The organism is Agromyces sp. Marseille-Q5079 (assembly GCF_051016555.1).
Lineage (GTDB): Bacteria > Actinomycetota > Actinomycetes > Actinomycetales > Microbacteriaceae > Agromyces.
In genome coordinates, this window is sequence record NZ_JBPEJF010000002.1 from 324,410 (window position 1) to 349,588 (window position 25,179).

The 25,179-nt window shown below is 72.4% G+C and carries 22 protein-coding genes, 1 tRNA gene, 1 other RNA gene and 2 pseudogenes; 8 read left to right on the plus strand and 18 right to left on the minus strand.

Annotated features, from left to right (window positions below; translation table 11 throughout):
• Positions 1–67: 67 nt before the first annotated feature.
• Complete coding sequence (locus ACR3IO_RS05225; RefSeq protein ID WP_434070116.1) at positions 68–568, plus strand: hypothetical protein; 501 nt, start codon at positions 68–70, stop codon at positions 566–568.
• 76 nt (positions 569–644) lie between these two features.
• On the opposite strand, the gene ACR3IO_RS05230 is transcribed toward ACR3IO_RS05225, so the two are convergent.
• From ACR3IO_RS05230 to ACR3IO_RS05240, 3 genes are all read right to left on the minus strand, one after another.
• Positions 645–1,007, minus strand: a complete 363-nt coding sequence (locus tag ACR3IO_RS05230; RefSeq protein WP_434070117.1) for a YybH family protein — start codon at positions 1,005–1,007, stop codon at positions 645–647.
• Between the two features lie 81 nt (positions 1,008–1,088).
• Positions 1,089–1,685: a recombination mediator RecR gene (recR, locus tag ACR3IO_RS05235; RefSeq protein WP_434070118.1), complete on the minus strand. Its 597-nt coding sequence runs from the start codon at positions 1,683–1,685 to the stop codon at positions 1,089–1,091.
• Positions 1,686–1,688: 3 nt separating this feature from the next.
• On the minus strand, positions 1,689–4,160 hold the full coding sequence (locus tag ACR3IO_RS05240) for a DNA polymerase III subunit gamma and tau (protein WP_434070119.1): 2,472 nt from the start codon (positions 4,158–4,160) through the stop codon (positions 1,689–1,691).
• 59 nt (positions 4,161–4,219) lie between these two features.
• Here ACR3IO_RS05240 and ACR3IO_RS05245 point away from each other — a divergent pair, with 59 nt between their 5' ends.
• Positions 4,220–4,612 carry a TraR/DksA family transcriptional regulator gene (locus ACR3IO_RS05245; RefSeq protein WP_434070120.1) on the plus strand — a complete coding sequence of 131 codons (393 nt, stop codon included), beginning with the start codon at positions 4,220–4,222 and terminating at the stop codon, positions 4,610–4,612.
• 1 nt (position 4,613) lies between these two features.
• Here ACR3IO_RS05245 and ACR3IO_RS05250 read toward each other — a convergent pair whose 3' ends face one another.
• The 4 genes from ACR3IO_RS05250 to pta form a co-directional block, all read right to left on the minus strand.
• Entirely contained in the window at positions 4,614–6,038 is a 1,425-nt protein-coding gene (locus ACR3IO_RS05250; RefSeq protein WP_434070121.1) for an MFS transporter, read from the minus strand.
• On the minus strand, positions 6,035–6,667 hold the full coding sequence (locus tag ACR3IO_RS05255; RefSeq protein WP_434070122.1) for a helix-turn-helix domain-containing protein: 633 nt from the start codon (positions 6,665–6,667) through the stop codon (positions 6,035–6,037). Before ACR3IO_RS05255 ends, ACR3IO_RS05250 begins: the two co-directional genes overlap by 4 nt.
• Positions 6,668–6,757: 90 nt before the next feature.
• Positions 6,758–7,960: an acetate/propionate family kinase gene (locus ACR3IO_RS05260; RefSeq protein WP_434070123.1), complete on the minus strand. Its 1,203-nt coding sequence runs from the start codon at positions 7,958–7,960 to the stop codon at positions 6,758–6,760.
• Entirely contained in the window at positions 7,957–10,122 is a 2,166-nt protein-coding gene (gene pta / locus ACR3IO_RS05265) for a phosphate acetyltransferase (RefSeq protein WP_434070124.1), read from the minus strand. Before pta ends, ACR3IO_RS05260 begins: the two co-directional genes overlap by 4 nt.
• A gap of 154 nt (positions 10,123–10,276) precedes the next feature.
• Between pta and ffs the strand changes: the two genes are divergently transcribed.
• The 3 genes from ffs (at position 10,277) to ACR3IO_RS05280 (ending at position 11,229) form a co-directional block, all read left to right on the plus strand.
• Positions 10,277–10,373, plus strand: an RNA gene (gene ffs / locus ACR3IO_RS05270) — signal recognition particle sRNA small type.
• Positions 10,372–10,456: transfer RNA gene (locus ACR3IO_RS05275), tRNA-Ser, on the plus strand. Before ffs ends, ACR3IO_RS05275 begins: the two co-directional genes overlap by 2 nt.
• 251 nt (positions 10,457–10,707) lie before the next feature.
• A complete protein-coding gene (locus ACR3IO_RS05280; protein WP_434070125.1) occupies positions 10,708–11,229 on the plus strand; it encodes a hypothetical protein in 522 nt (173 codons plus the stop codon).
• Between the two features lie 10 nt (positions 11,230–11,239).
• On the opposite strand, the gene ACR3IO_RS05285 is transcribed toward ACR3IO_RS05280, so the two are convergent.
• The 4 genes from ACR3IO_RS05285 to ACR3IO_RS05300 form a co-directional block, all read right to left on the minus strand.
• Positions 11,240–11,911 carry a GNAT family N-acetyltransferase gene (locus tag ACR3IO_RS05285; protein ID WP_434070126.1) on the minus strand — a complete coding sequence of 224 codons (672 nt, stop codon included), beginning with the start codon at positions 11,909–11,911 and terminating at the stop codon, positions 11,240–11,242.
• 57 nt (positions 11,912–11,968) lie between these two features.
• Complete coding sequence (locus tag ACR3IO_RS05290) at positions 11,969–13,909, minus strand: helicase HerA-like domain-containing protein (protein ID WP_434070127.1); 1,941 nt, start codon at positions 13,907–13,909, stop codon at positions 11,969–11,971.
• 92 nt (positions 13,910–14,001) lie between these two features.
• Positions 14,002–14,496 carry a hypothetical protein gene (locus tag ACR3IO_RS05295; RefSeq protein ID WP_434070128.1) on the minus strand — a complete coding sequence of 165 codons (495 nt, stop codon included), beginning with the start codon at positions 14,494–14,496 and terminating at the stop codon, positions 14,002–14,004.
• A gap of 106 nt (positions 14,497–14,602) precedes the next feature.
• Complete coding sequence (locus ACR3IO_RS05300; protein ID WP_434070129.1) at positions 14,603–15,112, minus strand: SRPBCC domain-containing protein; 510 nt, start codon at positions 15,110–15,112, stop codon at positions 14,603–14,605.
• Positions 15,113–15,186: 74 nt separating this feature from the next.
• On the opposite strand from ACR3IO_RS05300, the gene ACR3IO_RS05305 reads away from it, so the two are divergent.
• The 3 genes from ACR3IO_RS05305 to ACR3IO_RS05315 all read left to right on the plus strand — a co-directional run bounded on the left by ACR3IO_RS05305 (position 15,187) and on the right by ACR3IO_RS05315 (position 18,317).
• Entirely contained in the window at positions 15,187–16,143 is a 957-nt protein-coding gene (locus ACR3IO_RS05305) for a helix-turn-helix domain-containing protein (protein ID WP_434070130.1), read from the plus strand.
• Positions 16,144–16,236: 93 nt separating this feature from the next.
• On the plus strand, positions 16,237–17,472 hold the full coding sequence (locus ACR3IO_RS05310; RefSeq protein WP_434070131.1) for a DNA polymerase domain-containing protein: 1,236 nt from the start codon (positions 16,237–16,239) through the stop codon (positions 17,470–17,472).
• Positions 17,469–18,317 carry an aminoglycoside phosphotransferase family protein gene (locus ACR3IO_RS05315; RefSeq protein WP_434070132.1) on the plus strand — a complete coding sequence of 283 codons (849 nt, stop codon included), beginning with the start codon at positions 17,469–17,471 and terminating at the stop codon, positions 18,315–18,317. The genes ACR3IO_RS05310 and ACR3IO_RS05315 overlap by 4 nt, the downstream gene beginning before the upstream one ends.
• 93 nt (positions 18,318–18,410) lie before the next feature.
• Here ACR3IO_RS05315 and pucL read toward each other — a convergent pair whose 3' ends face one another.
• The 7 genes and pseudogenes from pucL to gcl form a co-directional block, all read right to left on the minus strand.
• A complete protein-coding gene (gene pucL, locus ACR3IO_RS05320; protein ID WP_434070133.1) occupies positions 18,411–19,331 on the minus strand; it encodes a factor-independent urate hydroxylase in 921 nt (306 codons plus the stop codon).
• A gap of 97 nt (positions 19,332–19,428) precedes the next feature.
• The gene (gene uraH / locus ACR3IO_RS05325) at positions 19,429–19,770 is read right to left on the minus strand and encodes a hydroxyisourate hydrolase (protein WP_434070134.1); all 342 of its coding nucleotides are present in this window, start codon (positions 19,768–19,770) and stop codon (positions 19,429–19,431) included.
• Positions 19,767–20,282 carry a 2-oxo-4-hydroxy-4-carboxy-5-ureidoimidazoline decarboxylase gene (gene uraD, locus ACR3IO_RS05330; protein ID WP_434070135.1) on the minus strand — a complete coding sequence of 172 codons (516 nt, stop codon included), beginning with the start codon at positions 20,280–20,282 and terminating at the stop codon, positions 19,767–19,769. The genes uraH and uraD overlap by 4 nt, the downstream gene beginning before the upstream one ends.
• Positions 20,279–20,782, minus strand: coding sequence for a thioredoxin-dependent thiol peroxidase (bcp, locus tag ACR3IO_RS05335; RefSeq protein ID WP_434070567.1), 504 nt, complete (start codon positions 20,780–20,782; stop codon positions 20,279–20,281). Before bcp ends, uraD begins: the two co-directional genes overlap by 4 nt.
• A gap of 117 nt (positions 20,783–20,899) precedes the next feature.
• Positions 20,900–22,252 (minus strand): annotated as a pseudogene (gene allB / locus ACR3IO_RS05340) (allantoinase AllB); the annotation flags it as partial.
• Positions 22,232–23,377 (minus strand): annotated as a pseudogene (locus ACR3IO_RS05345) (glycerate kinase); the annotation flags it as partial. The pseudogenes ACR3IO_RS05345 and allB, both read right to left, overlap by 21 nt.
• A gap of 1 nt (position 23,378) precedes the next feature.
• The gene (gcl, locus tag ACR3IO_RS05350; RefSeq protein WP_434070136.1) at positions 23,379–25,175 is read right to left on the minus strand and encodes a glyoxylate carboligase; all 1,797 of its coding nucleotides are present in this window, start codon (positions 25,173–25,175) and stop codon (positions 23,379–23,381) included.
• Positions 25,176–25,179 lie beyond the last annotated feature (4 nt).

A 25,179-nucleotide genomic window follows, 5' to 3' on the forward strand; every position in this document is an offset into this window, starting at 1 on the left:
AGGTGGCCCGGGGCGTATCGCCCCGGCCACCTTCGATCGTCGGATGCCGCTCCGCTAGAGTGCGGGCATGTCCGAGGCGCTGGATCAGTGGTCCGAGTTCAACGTGGCCATGCTCGGCGCGACCGCCGCACTGGCCGGCCTGCTCATCGTCGCGATGTCGGTGAACATCGGCACGATCATGAAGTCCGGCACCCTTCCCGCCCGGGCCGCGGCGTCGATCTCGACGCTCGTGCTCGCGATCGCGGTCACGGCGCTCGCACTCGCCCCGGGCCAGCCGGCGTGGGCATTCGGGCTCGAGGTGCTCGTCGCGGCGGCCGTCGTCGCGGGATTCGCCGTGCATGCGGTGCGCACCATCCTCCGCGACGAGGTGCACCGCGGCAGCGTCCGCGAGCGGCTGGCGAAGTCCGCGGCGGCCCTGCTCCCCGTGCTCGTCTACCTCGCGGGCGCGATCCTGCTCGTCGCGGGCGTGACGACGGCAGGACTCTGGCTACTCGCGATCGGCGCGATCGTGGCGATCGCCTCCGCGATCATGCTGGCCTGGGTCGTGCTCATCGAGGTGCTGCGCTGACGGATGCCGCGTGCCGGCGCGGTCGGCCATCGGGCCGTGACCGTGACCGTGACCGTGACCGTGGCCGTGCGGGCGATCAGCCCTTGTGGTCTCGAGGCATGTACCACTCGGTGAATTCCGTGGCGCGGCCGTCGGGTTCGAGTCGGACGATCCAGAGGTTCACGTAGTCCTTGGCGGCCGGGTAGACGGTTCGCCCCTGCACGAGCAGGAGGTCGTCGCGTTCGTGCGCGATGCTCCAGTCGAACGCCCAGGTGCCGGGCTCGTCGAGGTCTTCGAGCCATCCGGCGACGATGGCGTCCCGACCGACCCGCGGCGGCGAGTCGGGGCTGGTGCGGTACACCGCGTCGTCGGTGAACAGGGCTCCGATGTCGGCGGGGTCGTTCGACTGCCAGGCCGCGACGTAGCCCGCGACCCACTCGGCACCTCGACTGGCGGACATGACCCCAGTCCACTCGCCTCGCGGCCGTGCGTCAAGCCGCACGGACCGCGTGTCTGCGCTGCAGGAGGCCGATCGCCGGCGTCAGCCGACCACCCGACGGCCCTCGAACGCGCGCCCGAGGGTGACCTCGTCGGCGTATTCGAGGTCGCCACCGACGGGCAGGCCGGACGCGAGCCGCGTGACCCGGATCTCGAGCGTGGTCAGCAGCCGGCTGAGGTAGGTCGCCGTGGCCTCGCCCTCGAGGTTCGGGTCGGTCGCGATGATGACCTCGGTGACGGTGCCGTCGGCGAGGCGCTGCATGAGCTGCCGGATGCGGAGCTCGTCGGGGCCGATGCCGTCGATCGGGCTGATCGCGCCACCGAGCACGTGGTACAGGCCCCGGAACTCGCGTGTGCGCTCGATGGCGACGACGTCTTTCGCCTCCTCGACGACGCAGATGAGCGCCGGGTCACGACGGGGATCACGGCAGATGCCGCACGTCTGCTGCTCGGAGACGTTGCCGCAGATCTCGCAGAAGCGCACCTTCGTGCGCACCTCGGACAGGATCTCGGCGAGCCGGCTCACGTCGAACTGCTCGGTCTGCACGATGTGGAACGCGATGCGCTGCGCCGACTTCGGCCCGATGCCCGGAAGCCGGCCGAGTTCGTCGATGAGTTCTTGGACGATGCCCTCGTACACGCGCTAGCTCCGTTCACCGAAGCCGGGGCGCTGCGGCGCCTCGACCTCTTCGAGGAACGTGGCGCCGAGCACCTCGCGCACCACCGCCTCGCCGTATCGCTGGATGCCGTCACGTGCGGCGTTCGACGCGTTCGACGAGGGTCGCCTCGTGCGCGCCGCGGGCGTGCCGCCCGATGCCCCCGCCTCGGCGGCCTGCGCCTGCGCGACGGCCGTCGTGGGGCGCGCGGACGCTGCGGAGGGCACGGGACCGGAGCCCGGTTCGTCGGCCGGCGCGGCGCGATCGAAGTCGGGATCGAACGGCGGCTCCTCGTCGAAGGGGGGCGCGTCGAGGTCGTCTGGCACGCTCGGCGCCGCGCCGGCGGTCGCCCGCTCGGCGGCGGCACCTCGAGGGTCGGACGAGGCGGCCTCGGATCGCTCGGTCTGCGGCCGGGCGGCCGGCGCCTCTGACTCGCGCACCGCCGTCAGCACGGCCGTGGCCGATGCACCGGATGCCTCCGCGGCGGGCTCGTCTCGAGGAATCGCGACCGTCGCCCAGGAGTCGACCGGACCCGTCGGTGCGGGCATCGACGAGGACGCGGATGGCGTTGAAGCTGCCGACGTCGAGGACGCTGACGACGCCGGCGTCGACCGCGTCGGGGCCGGCGCCTCCGCCCGCGGCGGCGCCGGGATGTCGACCGACGCGGTCGGAGCATCGGACGGCGCGCGCGGCGCCCGAGGCTCGGACGCGGTCGGCTGCGGCGCCTGGCCGCCGACGACCCGCGGGATGAACTTGACCTGCACGCCGAGCACCTCGGCGATGGCCGCGCGCAGGAGCTCGGCGGGACTCTTGGTGCCCGCGGCGCCCTTGAGGTCGTTCACGTCGCTCTGGCTCGGGAAGCCCAGCACCAGCACGTCGTCGTCGGACCGGTACTCGATGACCTGCGCCGTGAGGGCGGCCATCCAGGCGGTGCGCTTGACCCGCTGGAGCGAGGAGAGCACCTCCGGCCAGGCATCCCGCATCTGCTGGAGCGTGACCGGTCCGACCGGGCGGGCCGCCGCGCGGGTCGCCTCGGCGGCGGGCTCGGTCGATGCGGCGTCGGCAGGAGCTTCGACGGCGGGAGCGACGGCGGACGATGCGAGCACGCGAGCGGCCTCGGCGACGCCGGCCTGCGTCTCGCGGGCGTCGGGGGCGCCGGCACCCGAAGAGGAGGTCGCAGGGGCGGCGGACGCCGCGGGCTGCTCCGCGCGCGGCGACGCCGACGGGGCGTGCGCGACCGGAGGCGCTGTGCGCTCGCCCGCCGCCGCGGACGGCGTCGACCCCGCGGCATCCGTCACGCCGACCCGGCGTTCGAGCCGCTCGACGCGGGCCAGCGCGCCGCGCTGGGTGTCGTCGGCGGCGGGCACGAGCACACGGGCGAGCATGAGCTCGAGGTGCAGGCGCGGCGACGTGGCACCGCTCATCTCGGTGAGGGTCTGGTTGACGAGGTCGGCCACGCGCGAGAGCTCGGCCGCCCCGAATGCCGCCGCCTGCGTCGCCATGCGGGCGAGCTCGTCGGCCGGCACGCCGCGCAGCACGGCGGACGCCGCCTCGGGCGTCGACGCCGCGACGACGATGAGGTCGCGCAGCCGCTCGAGCAGGTCTTCGACGAATCGACGCGGGTCCTGGCCGGTCTGCACGACGCGATCGGCGGCCGCGAAGGCCTCGGCCGCGTCGCCACGGCCGACGGCGTCGACGACCTCGTCGAGCAGGGCGCCGTGCGTGTAGCCGAGCAGGGCGACCGCGCGCTCGTAGTCGATGCTCGTGCCCTCGGACCCGGCGATGAGCTGGTCGAGCAGCGACAGGGTGTCGCGCGGCGACCCGCCGCCGGCGCGGACGACGAGCGGCAGCACGCCGGGCGCGACCTCGACGCCCTCTTCGGTGCAGAGCTGCTGCACGTACTCGAGCATCGGCCCGGGCGGCACGAGGCGGAACGGGTAGTGGTGCGTGCGCGAGCGGATGGTGCCGAGCACCTTGTCGGGCTCGGTCGTCGCGAAGATGAACTTCACGTGCTCGGGCGGCTCTTCGACGAGCTTCAGCAGCGCGTTGAACCCCTGCGGCGTGACCATGTGCGCCTCGTCGAGGATGAAGATCTTGTAGCGGTCGCGCGCCGGCGCGAACACGGCGCGTTCACGCAGGTCGCGGGCGTCGTCGACGCCGTTGTGGCTCGCGGCGTCGATCTCGACCACGTCGAGCGAGCCGCCGCCGCCGCGTGCGAGCTCGACGCAGCTCGGGCACGTGCCGCACGGCACGTCGGTCGGACCCTCGGCGCAGTTCAGGCAACGGGCGAGGATGCGCGCCGACGTCGTCTTGCCGCAGCCGCGCGGGCCGCTGAACAGGTAGGCGTGATTGACACGATCGGTGCGCAGCGCCGTCATGAGGGGATCGGTCACCTGCGACTGTCCGATCATCTCGGAGAACGTCTCGGGCCGGTAACGGCGATACAGGGCGGTGACCACGCCTCAATGTTAGTTGCCGCGTCCGACACTCGGACCGGCGTGCTCGGGCGTAGCATGCGATGACCGGAGGGGGCGGCATGACGGCGACGATGATGACACCGGCACAACTGGCACGATTCGAGGCCAGGCTGCGCGCCGAGCGCGCCGAGGCCGAGGACCGACTGGCGGAGTTCGACGGCGTGATGACGGAGGTGCGCATCGCCAGGACGGATGCCACGGCCGACGACGAGCACGACCCCGAGGGTCCGACCATGACGCAGGAGTGGTCCCAGCGCAGCGCCGTGCTCGTCGACGTGCGGGCCGAGCTCTCGGACATCGACCACGCGCTCGCCCGAATCGTCGACGGGAGCTACGGCATCTGCTCGAACTGCGGCAAGCGCATCACGGTCGCCCGCCTCGACGCACGCCCCACCGCGGAGCTCTGCATCGACTGCGCACGCCACGTGCGCTGAGTCAGCCCGCGGCGCGGTCCGCGGACGCGCCGCGCGCAGGCACGCCGCCCGTCGACGCCGAGAGGTCGCGTTCCGCGGTCTCCGCGGCGCCCGAGTCGACCGGATGCGACCCTTCGGCGTCGGGTGTCCGCTCAGCCGCCCCCGCGCCGGCGCGGGCGCCCGCGGACAGCCCGCTGAACGCCCGCACGAACAGCGGGGTCGCCCCGAGCACCAGGTAGAGGCATCCGGCCGCGACGAGCGTGGGCGTCAGCCCGATGCGCTCGACCGCGAGGCCGCCGAGCAGGGCGCCGAGCGGCATCGACGCGGCGACGCCCGCGGTCATCGCGCCGAACACCCTGGCGCGCATGCCGTCGGGCACCTCCTGGTACATCGCCGTGGCGATCATCGGGTTCAGCATGCCCGCGGCAAGCCCCGAACCGACGAGCACGACGAGCAGCACGGGAAGCGGCACCTCGAGGGCCATCGCGAGGTAGGGCGGCACGCCGGCGAGCATGAAGCAGGACGCGAACATGACCCGGCCCGACCGGCGATGCCCGATCCAGCCGAACACCGCGGATCCCGTGAGCGCTCCCCCGGCGAAGCACGCGATCATGCCGCCGAGCAGCGCCGGCTCGCCCAGCACCTCCGTGGCGTACACGGGCTTCAGCACCGTGATGCCCGCGGCATCGATCGCGTTGGTCAGCGTGACGAGCAGCACCACGGCGAGCAGCAGCGGCGAGCGCACCATGAAGCGGATGCCGGCCACGAATCCGCCCCCGGCGCCCTCGTTCTCGGCGAGGGCCTCTGGCGAGGTCGCCGCCGCCCTCGGCACGAACGCGAGCACGAGCACGGCCGACACGAGGAATCCGGCCGCGTCGAACAGGAGCGCGGGCATCGGCCCCGCGAGCGCGACGGCCGCGCCCGCGACGCCGGCCCCGATCATCATGGCCGTGCGCTGCACCGTCGACTGCACGCCCGCGGCGCGGGCCAGGGGCATCCGTGCGAGCAGGGCGAGGTCGGGCACGAGCACGGTCTTGGCCGTGTCGCCGGGCGGGTCGAGCAGGCCGCCGAGGAACACGAGCGCCAGCAGCACGCCGAAGTGCAGGCCGACGGTGGCCGAGAGCACCGGGATCGCGACGACCGTGAGCCCGCTCGCGACGTCGGCCACGATGCTCGACACGCGGTAGCCGAAGCGGTCGACGAGCACGCCGCCGAGCGCACCGCCGATCACGAGCGGCACGGTCGCGAACACGCCCGCGACGCCCGCGGCGAGCGCGGAGCCGGTCTGCTGCAGGGCGATGATCGGGATCGCGATGAGCGCGATCGCGTTGCCCGTGAGCGAGAAGAACTGCGCCGCGAACAGGGCGAGGATCGGCAGCCGGCGGCGAGGCGCCTGCATCGTCGGGCGCGCGGGGGCCGCGGATGCCACGTGCGGCTCGGCGCTCACGACCCGCTCCGCGGGAACACGTGCGTCATCCACCGCACCAGGCGCGTGTCGGGCTTCGGCTCGCGGCCGCGGCCGCGAGCCCACCACTTCTCGTGGAGGGCGTCGAGTTCGGCGCTGAGCTCGCGCATCTCGTCGATGGTGAGGTGCGCACCGCCGTCGCTCGAATCGGATGCGGCGACCCACTCGGGCTCGAGCGTGATCTCGGCGTCGAGGGCGTCGAGGAGCTCGCGGTGGTAGGACTCCAGGACCGTGCGACGCATCGCCTCGGACGCCTCGCGCCGTTCGGGGTCGCCGAGGAACTCCTCGGAGTGCATCACGGTCATCTCGTGCGCGGACTTCCACCACCGCTCGCGGCCGTCGCGCTCGCGTTCGGGCGCGGGCACCACGAAGCCGTGCTTCGCGAGGGTGCCCAGGTGGTAGCTGACGGAACCGGATGCGGCCCCGGTCTCCTGCACGAGCATGCCGACCGAGTGCGGCCCGTTGACGCGCAGCAGGCCGAGGATGCGCAGCCGCAGCGGATGCGCGAGCGCGCGCATCGAGCCCGCGTCGTGCACGCCGATGCGGCGATCCGGGGCATCCGTCGGAGTGGAGTCGCGTTCGGCCGGGTCGGCCGCGGCTGGGGTGTCCATGTCCGCCATGCTAATTCGACAAGAGTTATTGCACAACAGTTCTTGTAGAATTGCGGATGCCGCATGGGCCTGGCCACGCGCTCGCGCGACCTACTGCACGACCTCGAGCGTCTGGCGCGCGATCTCGAGCTCCTCGTCGGTCGGCACGACGAGCACCGCGGTGCGCGAGGAGTCCGTCGAGATGTACCGGGCGCCGCGTTCGCGGGACTCATTGCGGGCCTCGTCGATCTCGACGCCGAACCAGTCGAGCCCGGCGAGCGCGGCCGCCCGCACCCGGGCCGAGTTCTCGCCGACGCCGGCCGTGAACACGATCGCGTCGACCCGGCCGAGCTGGGCGGCGTACGCGCCCACGTAGGAGCGGATGCGGTGCGCGTACACGTCGAACGCGACAACCGACGCAGGATCGCCCGCCTCGTACGCCTGCTCGAGGTCGCGCATGTCGGCGTGACCGCTCATGCCGAGGATCCCGCTCCTCGAGTTGAGGAGCCGATCAGTGGCGTCGGGGTCGAGCCCGGCGCGGCGCTGCAGGTGCAGCAGCACCGCTGGGTCGAGGTCGCCCGAACGCGTGCCCATGACGAGGCCCTCGAGCGGGGTCATGCCCATGCTCGTGTCGACCGATCGACCCTCGGCCACGGCGCACGCGGACGCGCCGTTGCCGAGGTGCAGCACGATCATGCGGAGGGTCTCGACCGGTGCACCGAGGAACTCGGCCGCCGCGCGGGAGACGAACCGGTGCGAGGTGCCGTGGAACCCGTAGCGGCGCACGCGGTGCTTCTCGGCGAGCGCGCGGTCGATCGCGTACGTGTAGGCCGCGGGCGGCATCGTCTGGTGGAAGGCCGTGTCGAACACCGCGACGTGCGGGACGTCGGGGAACGCCCGCTCGGCCGCGCGGATGCCCGCCAGGTTCGCCGGGTTGTGCAGCGGGGCGAGCACCGAGAGCTCGTCGATGTTGATCTTCACCAGGTCGGTGATGACGGTCGGCTCGAAGAACCGCGCGCCGCCCTGCACCACGCGGTGGCCGACCGCGACGGGCGGGTGCGACTCGAGGGAGGGACCGTGCTCGGCGAACGCCGCGAGCATGCGCGAGAACGCCGCGTCGTGATCGGCGACCTCGACGTCGACGGAGAACTTCTCGGTCTCACCGGATGCCGCGGGCACGCTGTGCGTGGCACGCCCGGCGTCAGCGCCGATGCGCTCGACGAGGCCGCTCGCGAGCGGAGCACCCGCCTCGACGTCGAGCAGCTGGTACTTCAGGGAGGACGAGCCGGAGTTGACGACGAGGACGATGCTCACGAGGCATCCGCCGCCTGGATCGCCGTGATCGCCACGGTGTTCACGATGTCCTGCACGAGGGCACCCCTCGAGAGGTCGTTCACGGGTTTGCGGAGCCCCTGCAGCACGGGGCCGATCGCCACGGCGCCGGCCGAGCGCTGCACGGCCTTGTACGTGTTGTTGCCCGTGTTGAGGTCGGGGAAGATGAACACCGTCGCGCGCCCCGCGACATCCGACTCGGGCAGCTTCGTGCGCGCCACCGCGGCGTCGGCGGCGGCGTCATACTGGATCGGCCCCTCGACCGCGAGCTCGGGCGCGCGCTCCCGCACCAGGGCCGTCGCGCGGCGCACCTTCTCGACATCCGCTCCGGACCCCGACTCGCCGGTCGAGTACGAGAGCATCGCGACGCGCGGCTCGATGCCGAACTGCGCCGCCGTGCGGGCCGACGAGATCGCGATGTCCGCGAGCTGCTCGGCGGTCGGATCGGGGACCACAGCGCAGTCGCCGTAGACGAGCACGCGGTCGGCGAGCGCCATGAGGAACACGCTCGAGACGACCTCGACGCCCGGCTTCGTCTTCACGATCTCGAACGCCGGCCGGATGGTGTGCGCCGTGGTGTGCGCCGCGCCCGAGACCATGCCGTCGGCGAGGCCGAGCTCGACCATCATCGTGCCGAAGTACGACACATCCTGCACGGTGTCGCGGGCCTGCTCGAGCGTGATGCCCTTGTGGGCGCGGCGACGCTGGTACTCCTCGGCGAAGCGCGCGACGTGCACGAAGTCGTGGTTGGAGAGCACGGTCGCCCGCGAGATGTCGAGGCCGAGGCCGATCGCGCGCGAGCGCACCTCGATCTCCTCGCCGAGGATCGTGAGGTCGGCGACGTCGCGCGTGAGCAGGGTGGCCGCGGCGCGGAGCACGCGGTCGTCGTAGCCCTCGGGCAGCACGATGTGCTTGCGTGCGCTGCGGGCGCGTTCGAGCAGGCCGTACTCGAACATGAGCGGCGTGACGACCTCGGGCGTGGCGACGTCGAGCAGGTCGAGCAGGGCCTGGCCGTCGACGTGCTTCTCGAAGAGGGACAGCGCGGTGTCGCGCTTGCGCTGGGACTCGGCGGCGAGGCGCCCGCGCGTCTGGGTGACCGCGACCGCGGTGTCGTAACTGCCGAGGCCGGTGCGGATGATCGGGAGCCCGGCGCGGAGGCCGTCGACGAGTCGCTCGACCTGCTCGGTGAGCGGGAACCCGCCGACGAGCACGATGCCCGACACCGACGGGAACGTCGCCGACGCGTGCGCCGTGAGCACGCCGATCAGCACCTCGCTGCGGTCGGCGGGCACGAGCACGACCGACCCCTCGATGAGGCGGGTCAGCACGTTCTCCATGGACATCGCCGCGATCACGACGCCGAGCGCCTCGCGGTCGAGCAGGTCGGGGTCGCCCGCGTACAGCTCGCCGTCGACGGCCTGCATGATCGAGCGCATCGACGGGGCGACGAGCACCTGGTCTTCGGGAATGGCCCACACCCCGACGGATGCCGCGCCGCGGTCGTCGTGTCCCACGGACTCGTGCGCGGGCACGCGGCCCATGACCGGCCGCACGGCGTCGACGATCTCCTCGAGGCGGTCGGCGTCGGCGCGGTTGACGACGACGCCGAGCAGGCTCGCGTGCTCGCGGGCCAGTTCGTCGACCGCGAGGTCGGCGAGCTGGGCGAGCTCGTCGGGGGCGCGCGCCTCGGCGTGGCCGATGTGCTCGGCCCGCGGGCGACCGCCGCCCAGGCGACCGCCGAGCACGAGCAGCACGGGGGCGCCGAGGTTCGCCGCGATGCGCGCGTTGTAGGCGAGCTCGGTGGGGCTGCCGACATCGGTGAAGTCTGAGCCGATGATGACCACCGCGTCGCACCGGTCTTCGACGGCCTTGAAGCGGCGCACGATCTCGGCGAGCGCCTCGTCGGGATTCGCGTGCACCGCGTCGTAGTCGACGCCGATGGCCTCCTCGTAGGCGAGGGGCACGACGGCATCGTGCGCGAGCAGCAACTCCAGCACGTAGTCGCGCTCGTCGGTCGACCTGGCGATCGGTCGGAACACGCCGACCCTGGTCGTACGCCGCGTGAGCGTGTCGAGGGCGCCGAGGGCGACCGTCGACTTTCCGGTGTTTCCCTCGGCAGAGCAGATGTAAATGCGGTGGGCCACGCGCCCAGCCTATTGGGCGGGCAGCGCCAGCGGACTGGGAATCCCCCGCCGATCCACGGAATCGGGGACGCCGCTGCGTGGCCCGACATCCGGCCTTCGTCTCGGAGCGGAATCGGCCCCGGTCATTTCGCACCCGCGGCTCGGGTAGACTGTCGGAGGCTCCTCACGTGGCGCCATCCAGGCCAACTCCCCCAGGGCGGAAACGCAGCAAGGGTAACCGGGCTCTGGCGGGTGCGTGAGGGGTCATCAGGAGGATTCGCCTAGTGGCCTATGGCGCACGCTTGGAAAGCGTGTTGGGTGCAAGCCCTCGGGGGTTCGAATCCCCCATCCTCCGCAGAGCAGAACCGAACGGCCCGATCACCTGGTGAACGGGCCGTTTCGCGTTCGAGGCCCACGGATGTCCGGCACCTGCGAGCGCACTCCCGTTGCGCTGCGGCATCCGTGTCCTCATTAATGCCGAATAGCGCAGGTGGCCCCGCCGCGAGCATCATTTCAGAGATGTCAGCGGCAGAGGTGGATACACGGAGTGGGGACGCAGGGGGCTCCTCCACCGAATCCGGGGCAGTAAGGGGCGACGGCCTCAGGGTGTACACCCTGAGGCCGCGTCGCACCCTCGGCCGCAACATCGGCTTCTCGATCGCGGCGCTGCTGCTGCCGATCCTCGCCACGCAGCTCTGGATCTTCGATCCGTCGAGCGCCTGGTGGCTGTTCGTCTGGGGTGCGGCGATCATCGCGGCCCTGCTCGCCTTCGCGTGGATCGCCTACCAGCGCACGCAGGCCTCGGTGAGCCGCTACGGCATCGTCGAGCGCGGGTTCTTCGGCGGCACGTTCACGATCCCGGCTCGCGACATCGCGACGGTGCTCCGCGTGCAGCTCTACCAGGGCAACAGCCTCGAGACCACGCAGGAGCTCTTCGTCGTGAGCCGCAACGGCCGCGGCGTGTTCCGCATGCGCGGGCGCTTCTGGAACACGTCGACGATGGACCGCATCGCGGGCATCCTCGACGTCGACGAGATCGTGCGCAACGAACCGGTGACCCTCGCGGAACTGCGCGAGACCGACCCGCACCTGCTCTACTGGTTCGAGCGCCGCTCGCTCAGCCGCTGACGCGGTACCGTCAGGCGGCGCGAGCGGTCGCGATGCCGAGCAGCGGCGACGTCGGGCGGTGCGCCGCGAGCTCGTGGAAGCCGAGCCGGTCGTAGAACGCCCGCGCGTTCGTGTTGTCCGGGTCCATGCTGAGGTGCACCCCCGGCACGCCGCGGGCGGCGAGCGCGTCGCGCAGCACGTCGATGAGCCGACGCCCGAAGCCCTTGCCCTGCAGCTCGGGCAGCAGGTCGATGTGCAGGTGCGCGGGATATTCGTCGAGTCCGGCGACGCGCATGCGCTCGGGGTCGGCGCCCGCCTTCAGCAGGTCGGCCTCGGTGAACGTCGGCGTGTGCGAGGTCGCAGGGCCGGGCGCCGGATGCCGTGACACGAAGCCGGAGGTCCATTCGCGCTTCCACCAGTCGATGAACGCCGCGGTGTCGGCGACGCCGATGATGTAGCCGACGGCGCGGCCCGCCCCGTCGTCGACGACGAACGCGAGCTCGGGCGCGTACGTCACGTAGGGCAGTGCGAACACCTCGGGCATCAGCGCGTCGTCGGAGTAGACGCCGCTCGCGTCGGAGCCGCCCGCCGCGGTCAGCAGGCAGATGCGCGCGACGTCGGCTCGATCTTCTGGGCGATAGCCCCGGATGAACGGATGCCGCTTCTCGGCGGACTCGGGCGACGCAGGCGACTCAACGGGCACGATCGGTGAGCCTACGGCATCGGTCCGACATGAGGCTGGGGCGCTGGGAGCGGCGCATCAGCGGCGCCGGCGCGTTCCGAAGATGCCCTCGACGACGCTCGTGAGCACGTCGCGCGTGGCCTTCGAGCCGAGCACCTGCTCGAGCATCGAGTCCGTGCTGCCGCGCGATCGGCCGGCGCCGGTGCTGCGGGAGGTCGTGCGCGAGCCGCTCGTCTGCTTCATGATGCGGTCGTACTCGGCCTGCGCGGCCTTCTCCTCCTTGGCGCGCTGCTTCTCGACGGCCGCCTGCTGCTTGGCGAACTCGGCGTCGGCCTTCGCCTTCGCCGCGGCATCCTCGACGGCCTGGGCTGCGGCCGCGGCGGCGTTCATCCTGGCCGTGAGGAGCTCGTGCGCCGACTCGCGGTCGACCCCGGCGCCGTACTTCGCCTGCAGCGGCGACGCGGCCACGGCGGCGTCGATCGCGGCATCCGGCGTCGGCGACATGAGGGCCTGCGGGGCGCGCAGGCGCGTCCAGGCGACGGGGCTCGGGGCGCCCTTCTCGTTCATGACGGTGACGATCGCCTCGCCCGTGCCGAGGGACGTGAGCACCTCCTCGAGCGCGTAGCCCGACTTGGGGTACGTGGAGACGGTGGCGCGCAGCGCCTTCGCGTCGTCGGGCGTGAACGCGCGCAGCTGGTGCTGCACGCGCGAGCCGAGCTGGGCGAGCACGTCGGCCGGCACGTCCTTCGGCGTCTGCGTGACGAAGAAGACGCCGACGCCCTTCGACCGGATGAGGCGCACGGTCTGCACGACCTGCTGCAGGAAGTCCTTCGAGGCGTCGGTGAAGAGCAGGTGCGCCTCGTCGAAGAAGAACACGAGCTTGGGCTTGTCGAGGTCGCCCACCTCGGGCAGGTCGTTGAAGAGGTCGGCGAGCAGCCACATGAGGAACGTCGAGTACAACGTGGGCTTGTCGGCCACGCCCGGCACCTCGAGGAGGCTCACGACGCCGCGACCGTCGGATGCCACGCGCAGGAACTCCGCCGTGTCGATCTCGGGTTCGCCGAAGAACGCGTCGGCGCCCGATTCGGCGAACGCCACGAGCTCGCGGAGGATCACCCCGACCGTCGCCTTGGAGAGGCCGCCGAGGCCCTCGAGCTCGGCCTTGCCCTCGTCGCCGGTGAGGTACTGCAGCACGGCGCGGAGGTCTTCGAGGTCGAGGAGCGCGAGACCCTGGTTCTCGGCGTAGTGGAAGACGAGCCCGAGGCTCGACTCCTGGGTGTCGTTGAGCCCCAGGACCTTGCTGAGCAGCAGCGGGCCGAAGCCCGCGACGGTCGCCCGGATGGGCACGCCCTTGCCGATGCCGCCGAGCGAGAAGTACTCGACCGGGAAGGATGCCGCCTCCCACGCCTGCCCGATGCCCTCAGTGCGCTTCAGCAGCTTCTCGTTGCCCTCGCCGGGGGTCGCGATGCCCGACAGGTCGCCCTTGATGTCGGCGGCGAACACCGCGACGCCGTTGGCCGCGAGCTGCTCGGCGAGTACCTGCAGCGTGCGGGTCTTGCCGGTGCCGGTGGCGCCCGCGACGAGTCCGTGCCGGTTCGTCATCGCGAGCGGGATGCGCACCTGCACGTCGGGCTGCGCCTCGCCGTTCACGAGCGCGCCCATCTCGAGCGCGGCGCCCTCGAACGCGTAACCGGCACGGATCGCCGCGACCGCGTCGGCGTCGAGCGGGCCGGCCGGCACTGCTGCGGGCGCGGGTGGCGCTGCGGGCCCTGCTGCGGGTGCGGACTCCGCGGTGGGCGCAGCCGGAGCAGGGTCAGGGGCGGATGCCCCGGCGTCCGCGGGCACGGCCGCCGCCGCGGCATCCGCGGCCTGCTGCTGCGCGTCGAGCGCCGCCTGCGCGAGTGCCGCCGCCTCCTCGGCCTTGCGGATCGCCTCCGCCGCCTGTGCCTGCAGCGCCGCTGCCGCCTCGGCCGCTGCCGCCGCCGCTTCCTGTGCCTGCCTGACCGCGTCGTCCCCCATGGGCACGATCCTAGCCACGGGGTCGTCGACGGTCGCGGAAGCCGCCGGTCGCGGCCTCCGCACCGGCGTCGGGGCCCCGAAGGCCGGAGCCGCTAGAACTTCAGCCTGGCGTCGGGGCGGAGCGGCACGGGCTTCACGATGCCGAGCCGTGACATCCGCACCGCCGAGTTCAGGTACAGGAACGCGAGCGCCGCGCACGTCACCGCGACTTCGATGGCGGCGGCGAGTCCCACGTCGAGTGTCGACTCGGTGCCGGGAACCCCGGCGACGGCCAGCGTGATCCCGACCGTGCACACCACGGCCAGGACCGTGAACAGGATGCCGAGCCGGCGGCTCAGCGTCGGCCAGGCCGTCATGCGCCACCACGGCCGCGGCGGCTCGACCGGCTCGTCGGCGCCGCGGAAGATGCGCACGGCGAGCGCGAACGACACGAAGGTCGTCGCGAGGCCGACGAGCGAGACCACGACCACCGGGGCCCCGATGGAACGGACGAGGTCGACGACCACGTACCCGACGATCCACGCCAGGACGACGTAGAGCACCTTGATCTCCCAGCGGACGATGCGGAACTCCGGGATGCGGCGCATGCTCGCCCTTCGGATCGGGTCGGTGCCGCGGACGCCGCGGTGGCATCACGATAGCCCAGACGGGCACCGTCTGCTCCGCGGCATCCGCTCGCGTCGCCGGGAATCGTCAGGAGGGGAAGGGCAGGGCCTTGCCCGTCTCGATCCACGACTTGAAGCTCGAGAGCACGAGCGGCCACGTCCCCTCGCTCTCCGCCTCGGAGGGGTGCGCGTCGCTCCACTGGTCGTTCGTGAACTCGAGCTTCGTGAGGTTCTCGCCCGCGGCCTCGAGGCGCCAGGTCATGCGGCTCGTGAGCTCGGCGTGGTTCTCGCGGTAGGTGGGGCCGGGGTGCTCGGTCAGCTGCAGCAGCGCGCCGGGCTCCGCCTGCAGCACCTCGCCGTAGACATGCACGGTCTCGTCGCCGTCCTGCCCTGGTCCGACGTACTCGTACCGGCCGCCCGGGGTCAGCTCACCGCGCAGCACGGAACCCCACATGACGGCGCGGCTGCCCTCCTCGCCCGTGATGGCGTTCCACACGCGCTCCGGGTCGGCGGCGACGTACAGGGTCATGTCGAAGTCGGTCATGGTCTCCTCCTCGTGCTGCGTCGCGACGGTCGTCGTGACGGGTTCTCGTGACATCCGCCACGGTACGGATACCGCATCGGCGCGTCTTGAACAAACGCGACGTCGGCGGCGCTGGCCATACTGGGGGCATGCGGGATGGCGGGGTGCGCGATGCGCCGGGCGACGCGCCTGACGACGCGCGCGACGACTACTGGCGCCGGCGTGCGGGCGGTGCCGCCACGAAGGGCGTGCTCGCGAACGCGCCGGGCGAGCCCGGCATCGCGCCGCTGGCCGATGCCGCGGCCGAGCAGGCGGTCTCCCCCGATGCGCCGGTGCGCCTGGCCCGCCATGCCGTGGGCGACGACCTCGCGCACCTCGTGCGGCACGTCTGGATCCCGCGATGGAACCTGCCGCCCGGCGTGGTGATCGAGCAGGGCGTGCTCGAGTACCCGTCGTCGAACCTCGTCATCGATGCAACTTCGGCGGCGCTGCACGGCCCGGCCCTCGGCCGCGGGTTCCAGCGGCTCGAGGGGTCGGGGGCGGCGTTCGGCGTGCTGCTGCAGCCGGGGGTCGCGCACCTGCTGGTGGCGGGGCGCATGAGCGCGCTCGTGGGCTCGTCGATCCCACTCGACGCGCTCCGGGTCTCGCACGACGCGTCGACCGCCTCGCTGCCGCAGCGGGTCCGCGCGGCCGTCGACGCCGGCGACGACGCCGTGGCGATCGCGGCGTTCGAGCACTGGCTCCGCGCCCAACGGCTCGAGCCCGACGCCGATGCCGACCTGCTGCGGCGCATCGTCGACCTCGCCGAGACCGATCGCGGCATCCTCCGCGTCGACCAGCTCGCCGACGCGGTCGGCGTGAGCGCTCGCGCCCTGCAACGGCTCGTGCACGAGCAACTCGGGCTCACGCCGAAGTGGCTCATCGGCCGGTACCGCATGCAGGAGGCGGCGCAGCGGCTCGCGACATCCGACCCTCCCCCGCTCGCCGAGCTGGCGGCCGACCTCGGGTTCGCCGACCAGGCGCACTTCTCGCGGCAGTTCCGCGCCGTCATCGGCGAGACGCCGAGGCGCTACGCGCGCGCCGCGGCATCCGCCGGCCCCGGCTGACGCGGGGACGGCGAGCGGCGGCGCACCCGGCTGCTCCTGGGCGCCCCTCGCTGCCCCTGTCGCCCGAGCGGCGCCCGCCATAGTGTGGAACCCGTGAGTCCGTCGAAGGGCGAAGCCACGACCATCGAGGTCGACGGGCACGAGGTGCGCATCTCGAGCCCGGGCAAGGTCGTGTTCCCCGAGCCCGGCATCACCAAGCTCGACCTCGTGCACTACTACCTCGCCGTGGCCGACGGGGCGTTGCGCGGGGCGGGCGGACGCCCGATGGTGCTGAAGCGGTTCGTGAAGGGCATCGGCGCCGAGGCGTTCTTCCAGAAGCGCGTACCCGAGAACCACCCCGACTTCGTCGACACCGCGACACTGCACTACGCGCGCGGCACGTCGGCCGAGGAGGCGGTGATCCGCAACCGAGCGGCGCTCGCGTGGGTCGTGAACCTCGGATGCCTCGACCTGAACCCCCACCCGATCCGGGCGGAGGACCTCGACCACCCCGACGAGCTGCGCGTGGACCTCGACCCGATGCCCGGCGTCGAGTGGGCGCAGATCGTCGACGTGGCGATGGTCGCCCGCGAAGTGCTGGAGGACCACGGGCTCGTCGGCTGGCCGAAGACCTCGGGCTCGCGCGGCCTGCACATCAACGTGCGCATCGAGCCGCGATGGGACTACCGCGAGGTGAGACTCGCGGCAGAGACCTTCGCCCGCGAGGTCGAGAACCGCGCACCCGGCATGGCCTCCGCGAGGTGGTGGAAGGAGGAGCGCGGCGAGAGCGTGTTCGTCGACTTCAACCAGAACGCGAAGGACCGCACCGTGGCATCCGCCTACTCGGTGCGTCCGCTGCCCGATGCCCGCGTGTCGACGCCGCTCGACTGGAGCGAGGTGCGCGGCTCCCACCCCGAGCGCTTCACCGTGCCGACGGTGCTCGAGCGGTACGCGGAGCGCGGGGACGCGGCATCCGGCATCGACGACGCGGTGGGCAGCCTCGAAGGGCTGCTGCGCCTCGCCGAGGAGCTCGGCCCGGCCGAGAAGCCGCCGTCCTCGAAGGACGGCTCGGGGCGGCGGTCATCGACCATGCCGCTCATCGAGATCGCCCGCACGAAGACGAAGCCCGAGGCGCTCGAGGTGCTCGAGCGCTGGAAGGCGGAGCATCCCGAGGTGGTCGAGCTGCTGCATCCGTCCGACGTGCTCGTCGACGGCATGCGCGGCTCGAGCTCGCTCTGGTACCGCATCCGCGTCAACCTGCAGCACGTGCCCGAGGCCGAGCGTCCCGAGCAGGGCGAGCTCCTGGCCGACTACGACCCGTGGGCCGGCAAGGAGTGGAACCGGTCGTGAGCGACTTCGGCCCCGTCAACCCCGGCCACGCCGAGGAGGCCGCCTGGTTGCGGCGATGGCGGCTTCGGCCCGACGGCGACCCGATCACCACGGCGTCGAGCACCCTCATGCCCGTCAGCATGGCGGACGGCACGCCCGCGATGGTGAAGCTGGCCCGCACCGACGAGGAGGTGCGCGGCACCGACCTGCTCGCGGCACTCCACGGGCGCGGGGCCGCCGCGGTGCTCGAACGGAACGGTGCCGCCGTGCTGCTCGAACGGGCGACCGGGGCGCGCGATCTCGTGCGCATGGTCCACGACGGGCACGACGACGACGCCACGCGGATCATCTGCGCGGCCGCGGCCGGCATCCACGCGTCATCCGCCGAGGTGCTCGCGGCCGAGGAGCCGCCAGAACTCGTCGACCTCCCGACCTGGTTCCGCCAGCTGTTCTCGCAGGGCGTCGAGCTCGGCGCCTTCCACCGCCGCGGCGCGGACGTGGCGTCGCGGCTGCTCGACGACCAGCGCGATCCGGTCGTGCTGCACGGGGACCTGCACCATGGCAACGTGCTCGACTTCGGCGAGCGCGGATGGCTGGCGATCGATCCCAAGGGACTCTCCGGCGAGGCGGCGTTCGACGTCTGCAACCTGCTCTGCAACCCGTCGTACGAACGTGCGCTCGAGCCCGGACGCCTCGAGCGCCAGTTCGGCGTCGTCGTGGCCGCGACCGGCCTCGAACCGGCTCGGCTGGCCGACTGGCTCACCGCCTGGTGCGCCCTCTCGTCGACGTGGTTCGCGATCGACGACGACGAGAGGCGCTCGGCGGCGGTGGCGGCCATCGGCGAGCGGGCGCTCACGCTGCGGTGAGTGGCGTGGTTCGGCCCGGGCGGAGGCCGCGGGGAGTCGTGGTGGCCGGCGCACGGCCTCGACGCGCGGCGCCGGCCCCCACGACGGTCTGGATCAGCAGAAGGCGCCGAGGCTGGCCCATGCTTCGGCGGGGCTGGTCGCGCCCTCGCGCTCGACGCTCGCCTCGATGAGGCCGTACGACCGGTCGGAGGCGTAGAACACCTCGTTCGGGTTGTCGAGCCCGAACGGGGCGAGGTCGACGACGAAGTGGTGCTTGTTGGGCATGGAGAACCGGATCTCCGCGATCTCGGGGTGCGCCTCGAGCACCGCCTGGCCCATCTCGAACAGCGTCGTCTGCAGGGCCGCGGAGTAGTTCTCGGTGAACGCCTCGAGCAGGATCGCCTTCACGCTGCCGTAGACGGCGTTGTAGTCGACCTCGGCGCCGTCGACGTACCGCCACCGGGTGGAGACGCTCGTCGCGAGGATGCGGTCGGTCGTCTCCTGCAGGGTCGTGTAGCGGTCCTTCGGGTAGCCCTCGAAGCCCGAGCGCGTCGTCTTCAGCACGGTCAGGTCCTTGAGCCCGGCGAAGACGTGGCGCACGTCGCCGTCGGCGACGACCGCGGCGGTGCGCACCTCCTGGCCCGAGCGGACGAACGAGTGGTCGTGCGGCTCGCCGTGCGCGACGATGCGCTCCCAGGCGTAGCTCTCGGCGAGCCAGCGGCCGCCGGTGACCCAGTCGAACGAGCCGATGAAGTGGTCGGCGAGGCGCTGCAGGAACCGCTCGGGCGACCCGACGCCGTCGCGCGCGAACGCGAAGATCGTGTTCTTCTGGGTGTCGGTCGCGACGACGTGCGAATTGTCGCCGTCGAGGTGGGCGCCCGCGAAGTCGCCCCGCAACTGCGAGGTGACGTTGAGGTCCTCGATCTCGTGGCGGTCGGTGTCGCGGGTCACCTTGACGACGCGCACCTCGGCCTTGCCGTACTGGTTGGCCCCGAGCACGATGCCGGCGGGGCTGGCGTGCACTTCGTCGTTCACGGCGCTCCTCGATGCGTTCGATGCGGTCGATGCGTTGGATGCGTTCTTCACTGCGGCGTCTTCGGTGCGGGTGAGGATGTCGGTCATGTTCTTCTCTCTAGCTTCCTCGGTAGGTTGAATAGGCGAACGGGCTCAGCAGCAGCGGCACGTGGTAGTGCCGTCCCTCCTCCTCGACGAGGAAGTCGAGCTGGACCTCGGGATAGAAGGTCGGGATGCCGCGGGCGGCGAACCAGGTGCCGGTGTCGAACCGCAGCCGGTACTCCCCCGTCGGCACGGATGCCGGGCCGAGCTGCTTCGCCCGACCGTCGAGGTCGGTCGTGCCGGTGCCGACGAGGCGCCAACCGGCGCCGTCGCGTGCGGAGAGCTCGACCACGACGCCCGCTGCGGGCATGCCCGCGGTGGAGTCGAGCACGTGGGTGGTGATCTGGGAGATGCTCATGGCGCGAAGATTCCTTTCAACCGGAGCACGGCGATCTGCCGCAATTGGTCGGCCACGATCGCCGTCTCGTCGGCGTCGGTGTTGCCGAGTCGTTCGGTGAGCGCGGCGAGGATCTCGCTCGCGCTGCGTCCGGCGGCGCGGATCAGGAACACCCGGCCGAACCGCTGCTCGTACGCCCGGTTGCCCTCGACGAGCGCGGCGGCCACGTCGGCATCCGTCTGGTCGATGCCGGCCTGCTCGGCGCGGGACAGCGCGGCCTCGGCGTGCGCACCCGAGGCTCGCTCGCCGATGCGCGGGTGGTGGGCGAGCGCCTGCTCGACCTCGTCGGCCTCGAAGGGCGACGCCGCGAGCTCGGCCGCCGCGAACAGGAGCGCCGCGGAGGCGAACGGCCGCGCGTCGGCGAGCTGCTCGCACCAGCGGTCGACGTCGACGCACGGGCGCAGCGTCGTGATCGCCTCCTCGCGGGTCATCGAGTTGAAGGCGTCGATCGCGGTCACGGTCGTCGCGTTCATGCGGTCCTCGCCTCGGTGGCGGATGCCACGCCCAGCGACTCCCGGAGTCGGGCGACGTGGCCGGCGGGCTTCACGTCGTACTCGATCGAGGCGACGCGCCCCTCGGCGTCGACGACGGCGGTCGAGCGGATGAGGCCGTCGAAGGTGCGGCCCTCGACCGTCTTCTGACCCCAGGCACCCCAGGCCCGTGCGACCTCGGCGTCGGGGTCGGACAGCAGCGGGAAGGCCAACTGCTCGGCGGCGGCGAACTCGGCGAGCCGCTCGACCGGATCGGGCGAGATGCCGAGCACGGTGTAGCCGTCGGCGCGGAACGACGCCAGGTTGTCGCGGAAGTCGCAGGCCTCGGTCGTGCAGCCCGGGGTGAACGCGGCCGGGTAGAAGTAGACGATGACCGGGCCGCCACGGAACTCCGAGAGGGTGCGGCGCGTGCCCGTGGCATCCGGCAGCGCGAAGTCGGGCGCGAGCTGACCCGGCTCGAGTTCGTCGGACGAGTTGATCATGATGCTCCGTTCGTGTGTGCGGTTCTGAGGGGCGGATGCCGCGGGCGTCGGGTCGTCGGATGTCGCGGTCGGAGCCGGGCGTCGACCCGGCTCCGACGCGCGGGCGGCGGCTGCGCGACCCCTTCGCAGCAGCCTGCCGCGTGCGTGCTCGCGGTCGATCGGCGCGCCGGCCAGGAACGTCCGGCGCACCACCCCCGTGAGCTCGCGCCCGTCGTACGGCGTCACCGGGTGCCGGTGCTCGAGGGCACGGGCATCCACGGTGAAGCGCGCGTCGGGGGCGAACACGGCGAAGTCGGCGTCGGCCCCCACGGCGACCCTCCCCTTCGTCGTGAGCCCCACGCGACGGGCCGGCGCCTCGGACATCCACTCGACCACGCGGGTGAGCGGGATGCCGCGGCGACGTGCCTCGGTCCAGACGACCGGGAGTCCGAGTTGCAGGGAGGCGATGCCGCCCCACGCCTCGACGAAGTCTCCGTCGCCCGCGAACTTCAGCGCGGGTGTCGCGGGCGAGTGGTCGGTGACGACGAAGTCGATGTCCCCGCGTTCGAGGCCCTGCCAGAGCGCGTCGCGGTTGCCCGCCTCGCGGATCGGCGGGCAGCACTTGAACGCGGTGGCGCCCTGGGGGATCTCCTCGGCGGTGAGGGTCAGGTAGTGCGGGCACGTCTCGACGCTGATCTCGAGACCCTCGCGACGAGCGGCGGCGATGCGCCCGAGCGAGTCGCCCGAACTCAGGTGCAGGATGTGCGCGCGTGCTCCCGTGCGCCGGGCCCGCTCGATGACGTCGGCGATCGCCGCGTCCTCGGCCGCGCGCGGGCGCGACGCGAGGAAGTCGGCGTACTCGACGCTGTGCGGGTGCGGCGCCTCGTCGATGAGGTGCGCGTCCTCGGCGTGCACGATGAGCATCGAGTCGGATGCGGCGATGACCCGCATCGCCCCCTCCATCTCGTCTGCGGTGACCGCCGGGAACTCGTCGACGCCCGAGTGCAGCAGGAAGCACTTGAACCCGAACACGCCCTCGTCGACGAGCGGCGCGAGGTGCTCGAGGTTGCCCGGCACGACGCCGCCCCAGAACCCGACGTCGACGAACACGCGCCCGTCGGCGGCGGCGCGCTTCGTCTCGAGGGCTTCGAGCGAGACGGTCGGCGGCACGCTGTTCAGCGGCATGTCGACGATCGTCGTGACGCCGCCCGCGGCCGCGGCGCGCGTGGCCGAGGCGAACCCCTCCCAGTCGGTGCGGCCGGGTTCGTTGACGTGCACGTGCGTGTCGACGAGACCCGGCAGCAGCACCTCGTCGGGGGCCAGGTCGACGACCTCCGCCGCCGCGAGGCCCGCGCCGAGCGGTGCGATGCGGGCCACGACGCCGTCGCGGACCCCGACCTCGCGGGGTGCGAACTCGCCGTCGACGAGCACGCGCTCGCCGCGCACGACCAGGTCGAACGGTGCGGATGCCGCGGCGAGGTCGTGCGCGATGCGCCCGCCGAGTTCGGCGGCGAGGCGCTCGAGCAACTGCGGCGCGTGCGTCATGGCCCGCCCCTCGTCGGGTTCGAGGTCGAGCAGCTGGTGCACGCCGGCGAACCCGGCCGCGAGCAGGTCGGACGCGTCGAGCGTGGTTCGGCCGCAGACGGCGTAGACGGGCACGCCCGCCTCGGCCGCCGCGCGGGCGACGCCGATCGGGGTCTTGCCCATGAGGCTCTGCGCGTCGAGGCTGCCCTCGCCCGTGATGACGGCGTCGGCACCCCGAAGCGCGTCGGCGAGCCCGGTGAGGGCGATGACGACGTCGATGCCGGGCCGGCGCTCCGCGCCGAGCACCGCGAGCGCGGCGAACCCGACGCCGCCGGCCGCACCCGCACCCGCCGCGACGGCGGCGGTCCGCGCGGGCACCGGCAGTGCGGCATCCGTCGTAGCGAGCACCTCGACGAAACGCGCGAGCGCGGCGTCGAGCACGGCGACGTCGGCGTCGCCCGCGCCCTTCTGCGGACCGAACACCGCGGCCGCGCCGGTGGGACCGAGCAGCGGGTTGTCGACGTCGCTCGCGAGCACGACGTGCGCGGCCGCGAGCCGCGGGTCGAGGCCCGCGAGGTCGATCGAGGCGAGGCCCGCGAGCGCACCGCCGCCGAGTGGCAGGTCGACGCCGTCGGCATCGAGCAGCCGGGAGCCGAGGGCGACCAGCAGCCCGGCGCCGCCGTCGGTCGAGGCGCTGCCGCCGATGCCGAGCACGAGCTCGCGGCATCCGGCATCGAGCGCGGCCAGAATGAGCTCGCCGGTGCCGAAGCTGGTGGCGCCGAGCGGATCGGGCACGCCGCCCGGCAGCACGTCGAGACCGGAGGCCTGCGCCAACTCGACGACCGCGACCTCGCCGCGAACGGCGAACGCGGCCTCGACGGGCGCACTGGTCGGGCCGGCCACGACCGCCGTGCGACGGTCGAAGCCGGCCGCGACCGCGGCCTCGAGCGTGCCCTCGCCGCCGTCGGCGACCGGCACCGACACCACGTCGATCGAGGGGTCGGCCGACCGCAGCCCCGCGGCGACGCGGAGCGCCACCTCGGAGGCCGTCAGCGACCCCTTGAACTTGTCGGAAGCGACGATGACGCGCATGCTAGGCCCGCTGCAGCGACAGGATCGCGGTCGGCGCGTCTTCAGGCGAGGCGGCGATCTCCTCGAACTCGTTGACGCCGTCGATCTCGACGCCCATCGAGATGTTCGTGACGCGCTCGAGGATGACCTCGACGACGACGGGCACGCGATGCTCCTCGAGGAGGGCGGCCGCCTCGGCGAACGCGGCGCCCAGGTCTTCGGGCCGTTCGACGCGCACGGCCTTGCAGCCGAGCCCCTCGGCGACCTTGACATGGTCGACGCCGTAGCCCTGACCGGGACTGCCCTCGACCTGGGTCGAGTTGATGTTGTCGAAGGCGAGGGACACGTGGTAATCCATCTCGAAGCCGCGCTGGGACTGCCGGATGAGCCCAAGATAGCTGTTGTTCACGACGACGTGGAGGTACGGCAGGTTGAATTGCGCACCGACCGCGAGCTCCTCGATCATGAACTGGAAGTCGTAGTCTCCCGAGAGGGCGACGACCCGCTCCCCCGGCTTGGCGCGCACGACGCCGAGCGCCGCGGGTCCCGTCCAACCGAGCGGCCCGGCCTGGCCGGCGTTGATCCACTTGCGCGGGCCGAACACGTGCAGCATCTGGGCTCCCGCGATCTGCGAGAGGCCGATGGTCGTGACGTAGGTGGTGTCGGCGCCGAACGCGCGGTTCATCTCCTCGTAGACGCGCTGCGGCTTGATCGGCACGTTCTCGAAGTGCGTCTTGCGCTGCAGGCGCGCCTTGCGATCGCGCACCTCGTCGGCCCAGGCCGAGTAGTCGGGCAGGTCGCCGGCCGCTGCCCGCTCACGAGCCACGGCGAGGAGCGCGTCGAGGGCGGCCGCGGCATCCGACACGATGCCGTAGTCGGGCGCGAACACGCGTCCGATCTGCGTGGGCTCGATGTCGACGTGCACGAAGGTGCGGCCGCGCCGGTAGGTGTCGAGCCCGCCCGTGTGGCGGTTCGCCCAGCGGTTGCCGATGCCGATCACGAAGTCGGACGCGAGGAACGTCTCGTTGCCGTAGCGGTGCGAGGTCTGCAGGCCGACCATGCCGGCCGCGAGGCGATGGTCGTCGGGGATGGTGCCCCAGCCCATGAGCGTCGGCACGACCGGCACGCCGAGCAGCTCGGCGAGTTCGACGAGCTGCGCCGACGCGCCCGCGTTGATGATGCCGCCGCCGGCGACGATGAGCGGGCGCTCGGAGGCGGTCAGCAGGTCGAGCGCCTTCGCGGCCTGCGCGCGCGTGGCCGCGGGCTTGGCGACGGGCAGCGGCTCGTACGTGTCGATGTCGAACTCGATCTCGGTCATCTGCACGTCGATCGGCAGGTCGAGCAGCACCGGGCCGGGCCGCCCCGTGCGCATGAGCTGGAACGCCTGCTGGAACGCGCCGGGAACCTGCGCCGGCTCGAGCACGGTCATCGCCATCTTCGTCAGCGGCTTCGCGATCGACTGGATGTCGACCGCCTGGAAGTCCTCCTTGTGGAGCTTCGCGACGGGCGCCTGACCCGTGATGCAGAGGATCGGGATCGAGTCGGCCATGGCCGCGTAGAGCCCGGTGATCATGTCGGTGCCTGCGGGGCCCGACGTGCCGATGCAGATGCCGATGTTGCCGTCGGCCGAGCGCGAGTAGCCGTCGGCCATGTGCGAGGCGCCCTCGACGTGGCGGGCGAGGGTGTGCCGGATGCCGCCGTGGGCGCGCATCGCGGAGTAGAACGGGTTGATGGCGGCGCCGGGAAGGCCGAACGCCTCGGTGGCGCCCTCCTTCTCGAGGATCAGCACGGCGGCGTCGACGGTACGCATGCGAGTCATGGGA

Coding starts and splice junctions, on each gene's coding strand:
- ACR3IO_RS05295 (WP_434070128.1), bottom strand. CDS start 14,496: ATGCGCCGCATCCCGGAGTTCCGCATCGTCCGCTGGGAGATCAAGGTG.
- ACR3IO_RS05225 (WP_434070116.1), top strand. CDS start 68: ATGTCCGAGGCGCTGGATCAGTGGTCCGAGTTCAACGTGGCCATGCTC.
- ACR3IO_RS05300 (WP_434070129.1), bottom strand. CDS start 15,112: ATGTCACGAGAACCCGTCACGACGACCGTCGCGACGCAGCACGAGGAG.
- ACR3IO_RS05305 (WP_434070130.1), top strand. CDS start 15,187: ATGCGGGATGGCGGGGTGCGCGATGCGCCGGGCGACGCGCCTGACGAC.
- uraD (WP_434070135.1), bottom strand. CDS start 20,282: ATGAACGCGACGACCGTGACCGCGATCGACGCCTTCAACTCGATGACC.
- ACR3IO_RS05230 (WP_434070117.1), bottom strand. CDS start 1,007: ATGTCCGCCAGTCGAGGTGCCGAGTGGGTCGCGGGCTACGTCGCGGCC.
- gcl (WP_434070136.1), bottom strand. CDS start 25,175: ATGACTCGCATGCGTACCGTCGACGCCGCCGTGCTGATCCTCGAGAAG.
- uraH (WP_434070134.1), bottom strand. CDS start 19,770: ATGAGCATCTCCCAGATCACCACCCACGTGCTCGACTCCACCGCGGGC.
- ACR3IO_RS05245 (WP_434070120.1), top strand. CDS start 4,220: ATGACCGGAGGGGGCGGCATGACGGCGACGATGATGACACCGGCACAA.
- ACR3IO_RS05255 (WP_434070122.1), bottom strand. CDS start 6,667: ATGGACACCCCAGCCGCGGCCGACCCGGCCGAACGCGACTCCACTCCG.
- bcp (WP_434070567.1), bottom strand. CDS start 20,782: ATGATCAACTCGTCCGACGAACTCGAGCCGGGTCAGCTCGCGCCCGAC.
- ACR3IO_RS05290 (WP_434070127.1), bottom strand. CDS start 13,909: ATGGGGGACGACGCGGTCAGGCAGGCACAGGAAGCGGCGGCGGCAGCG.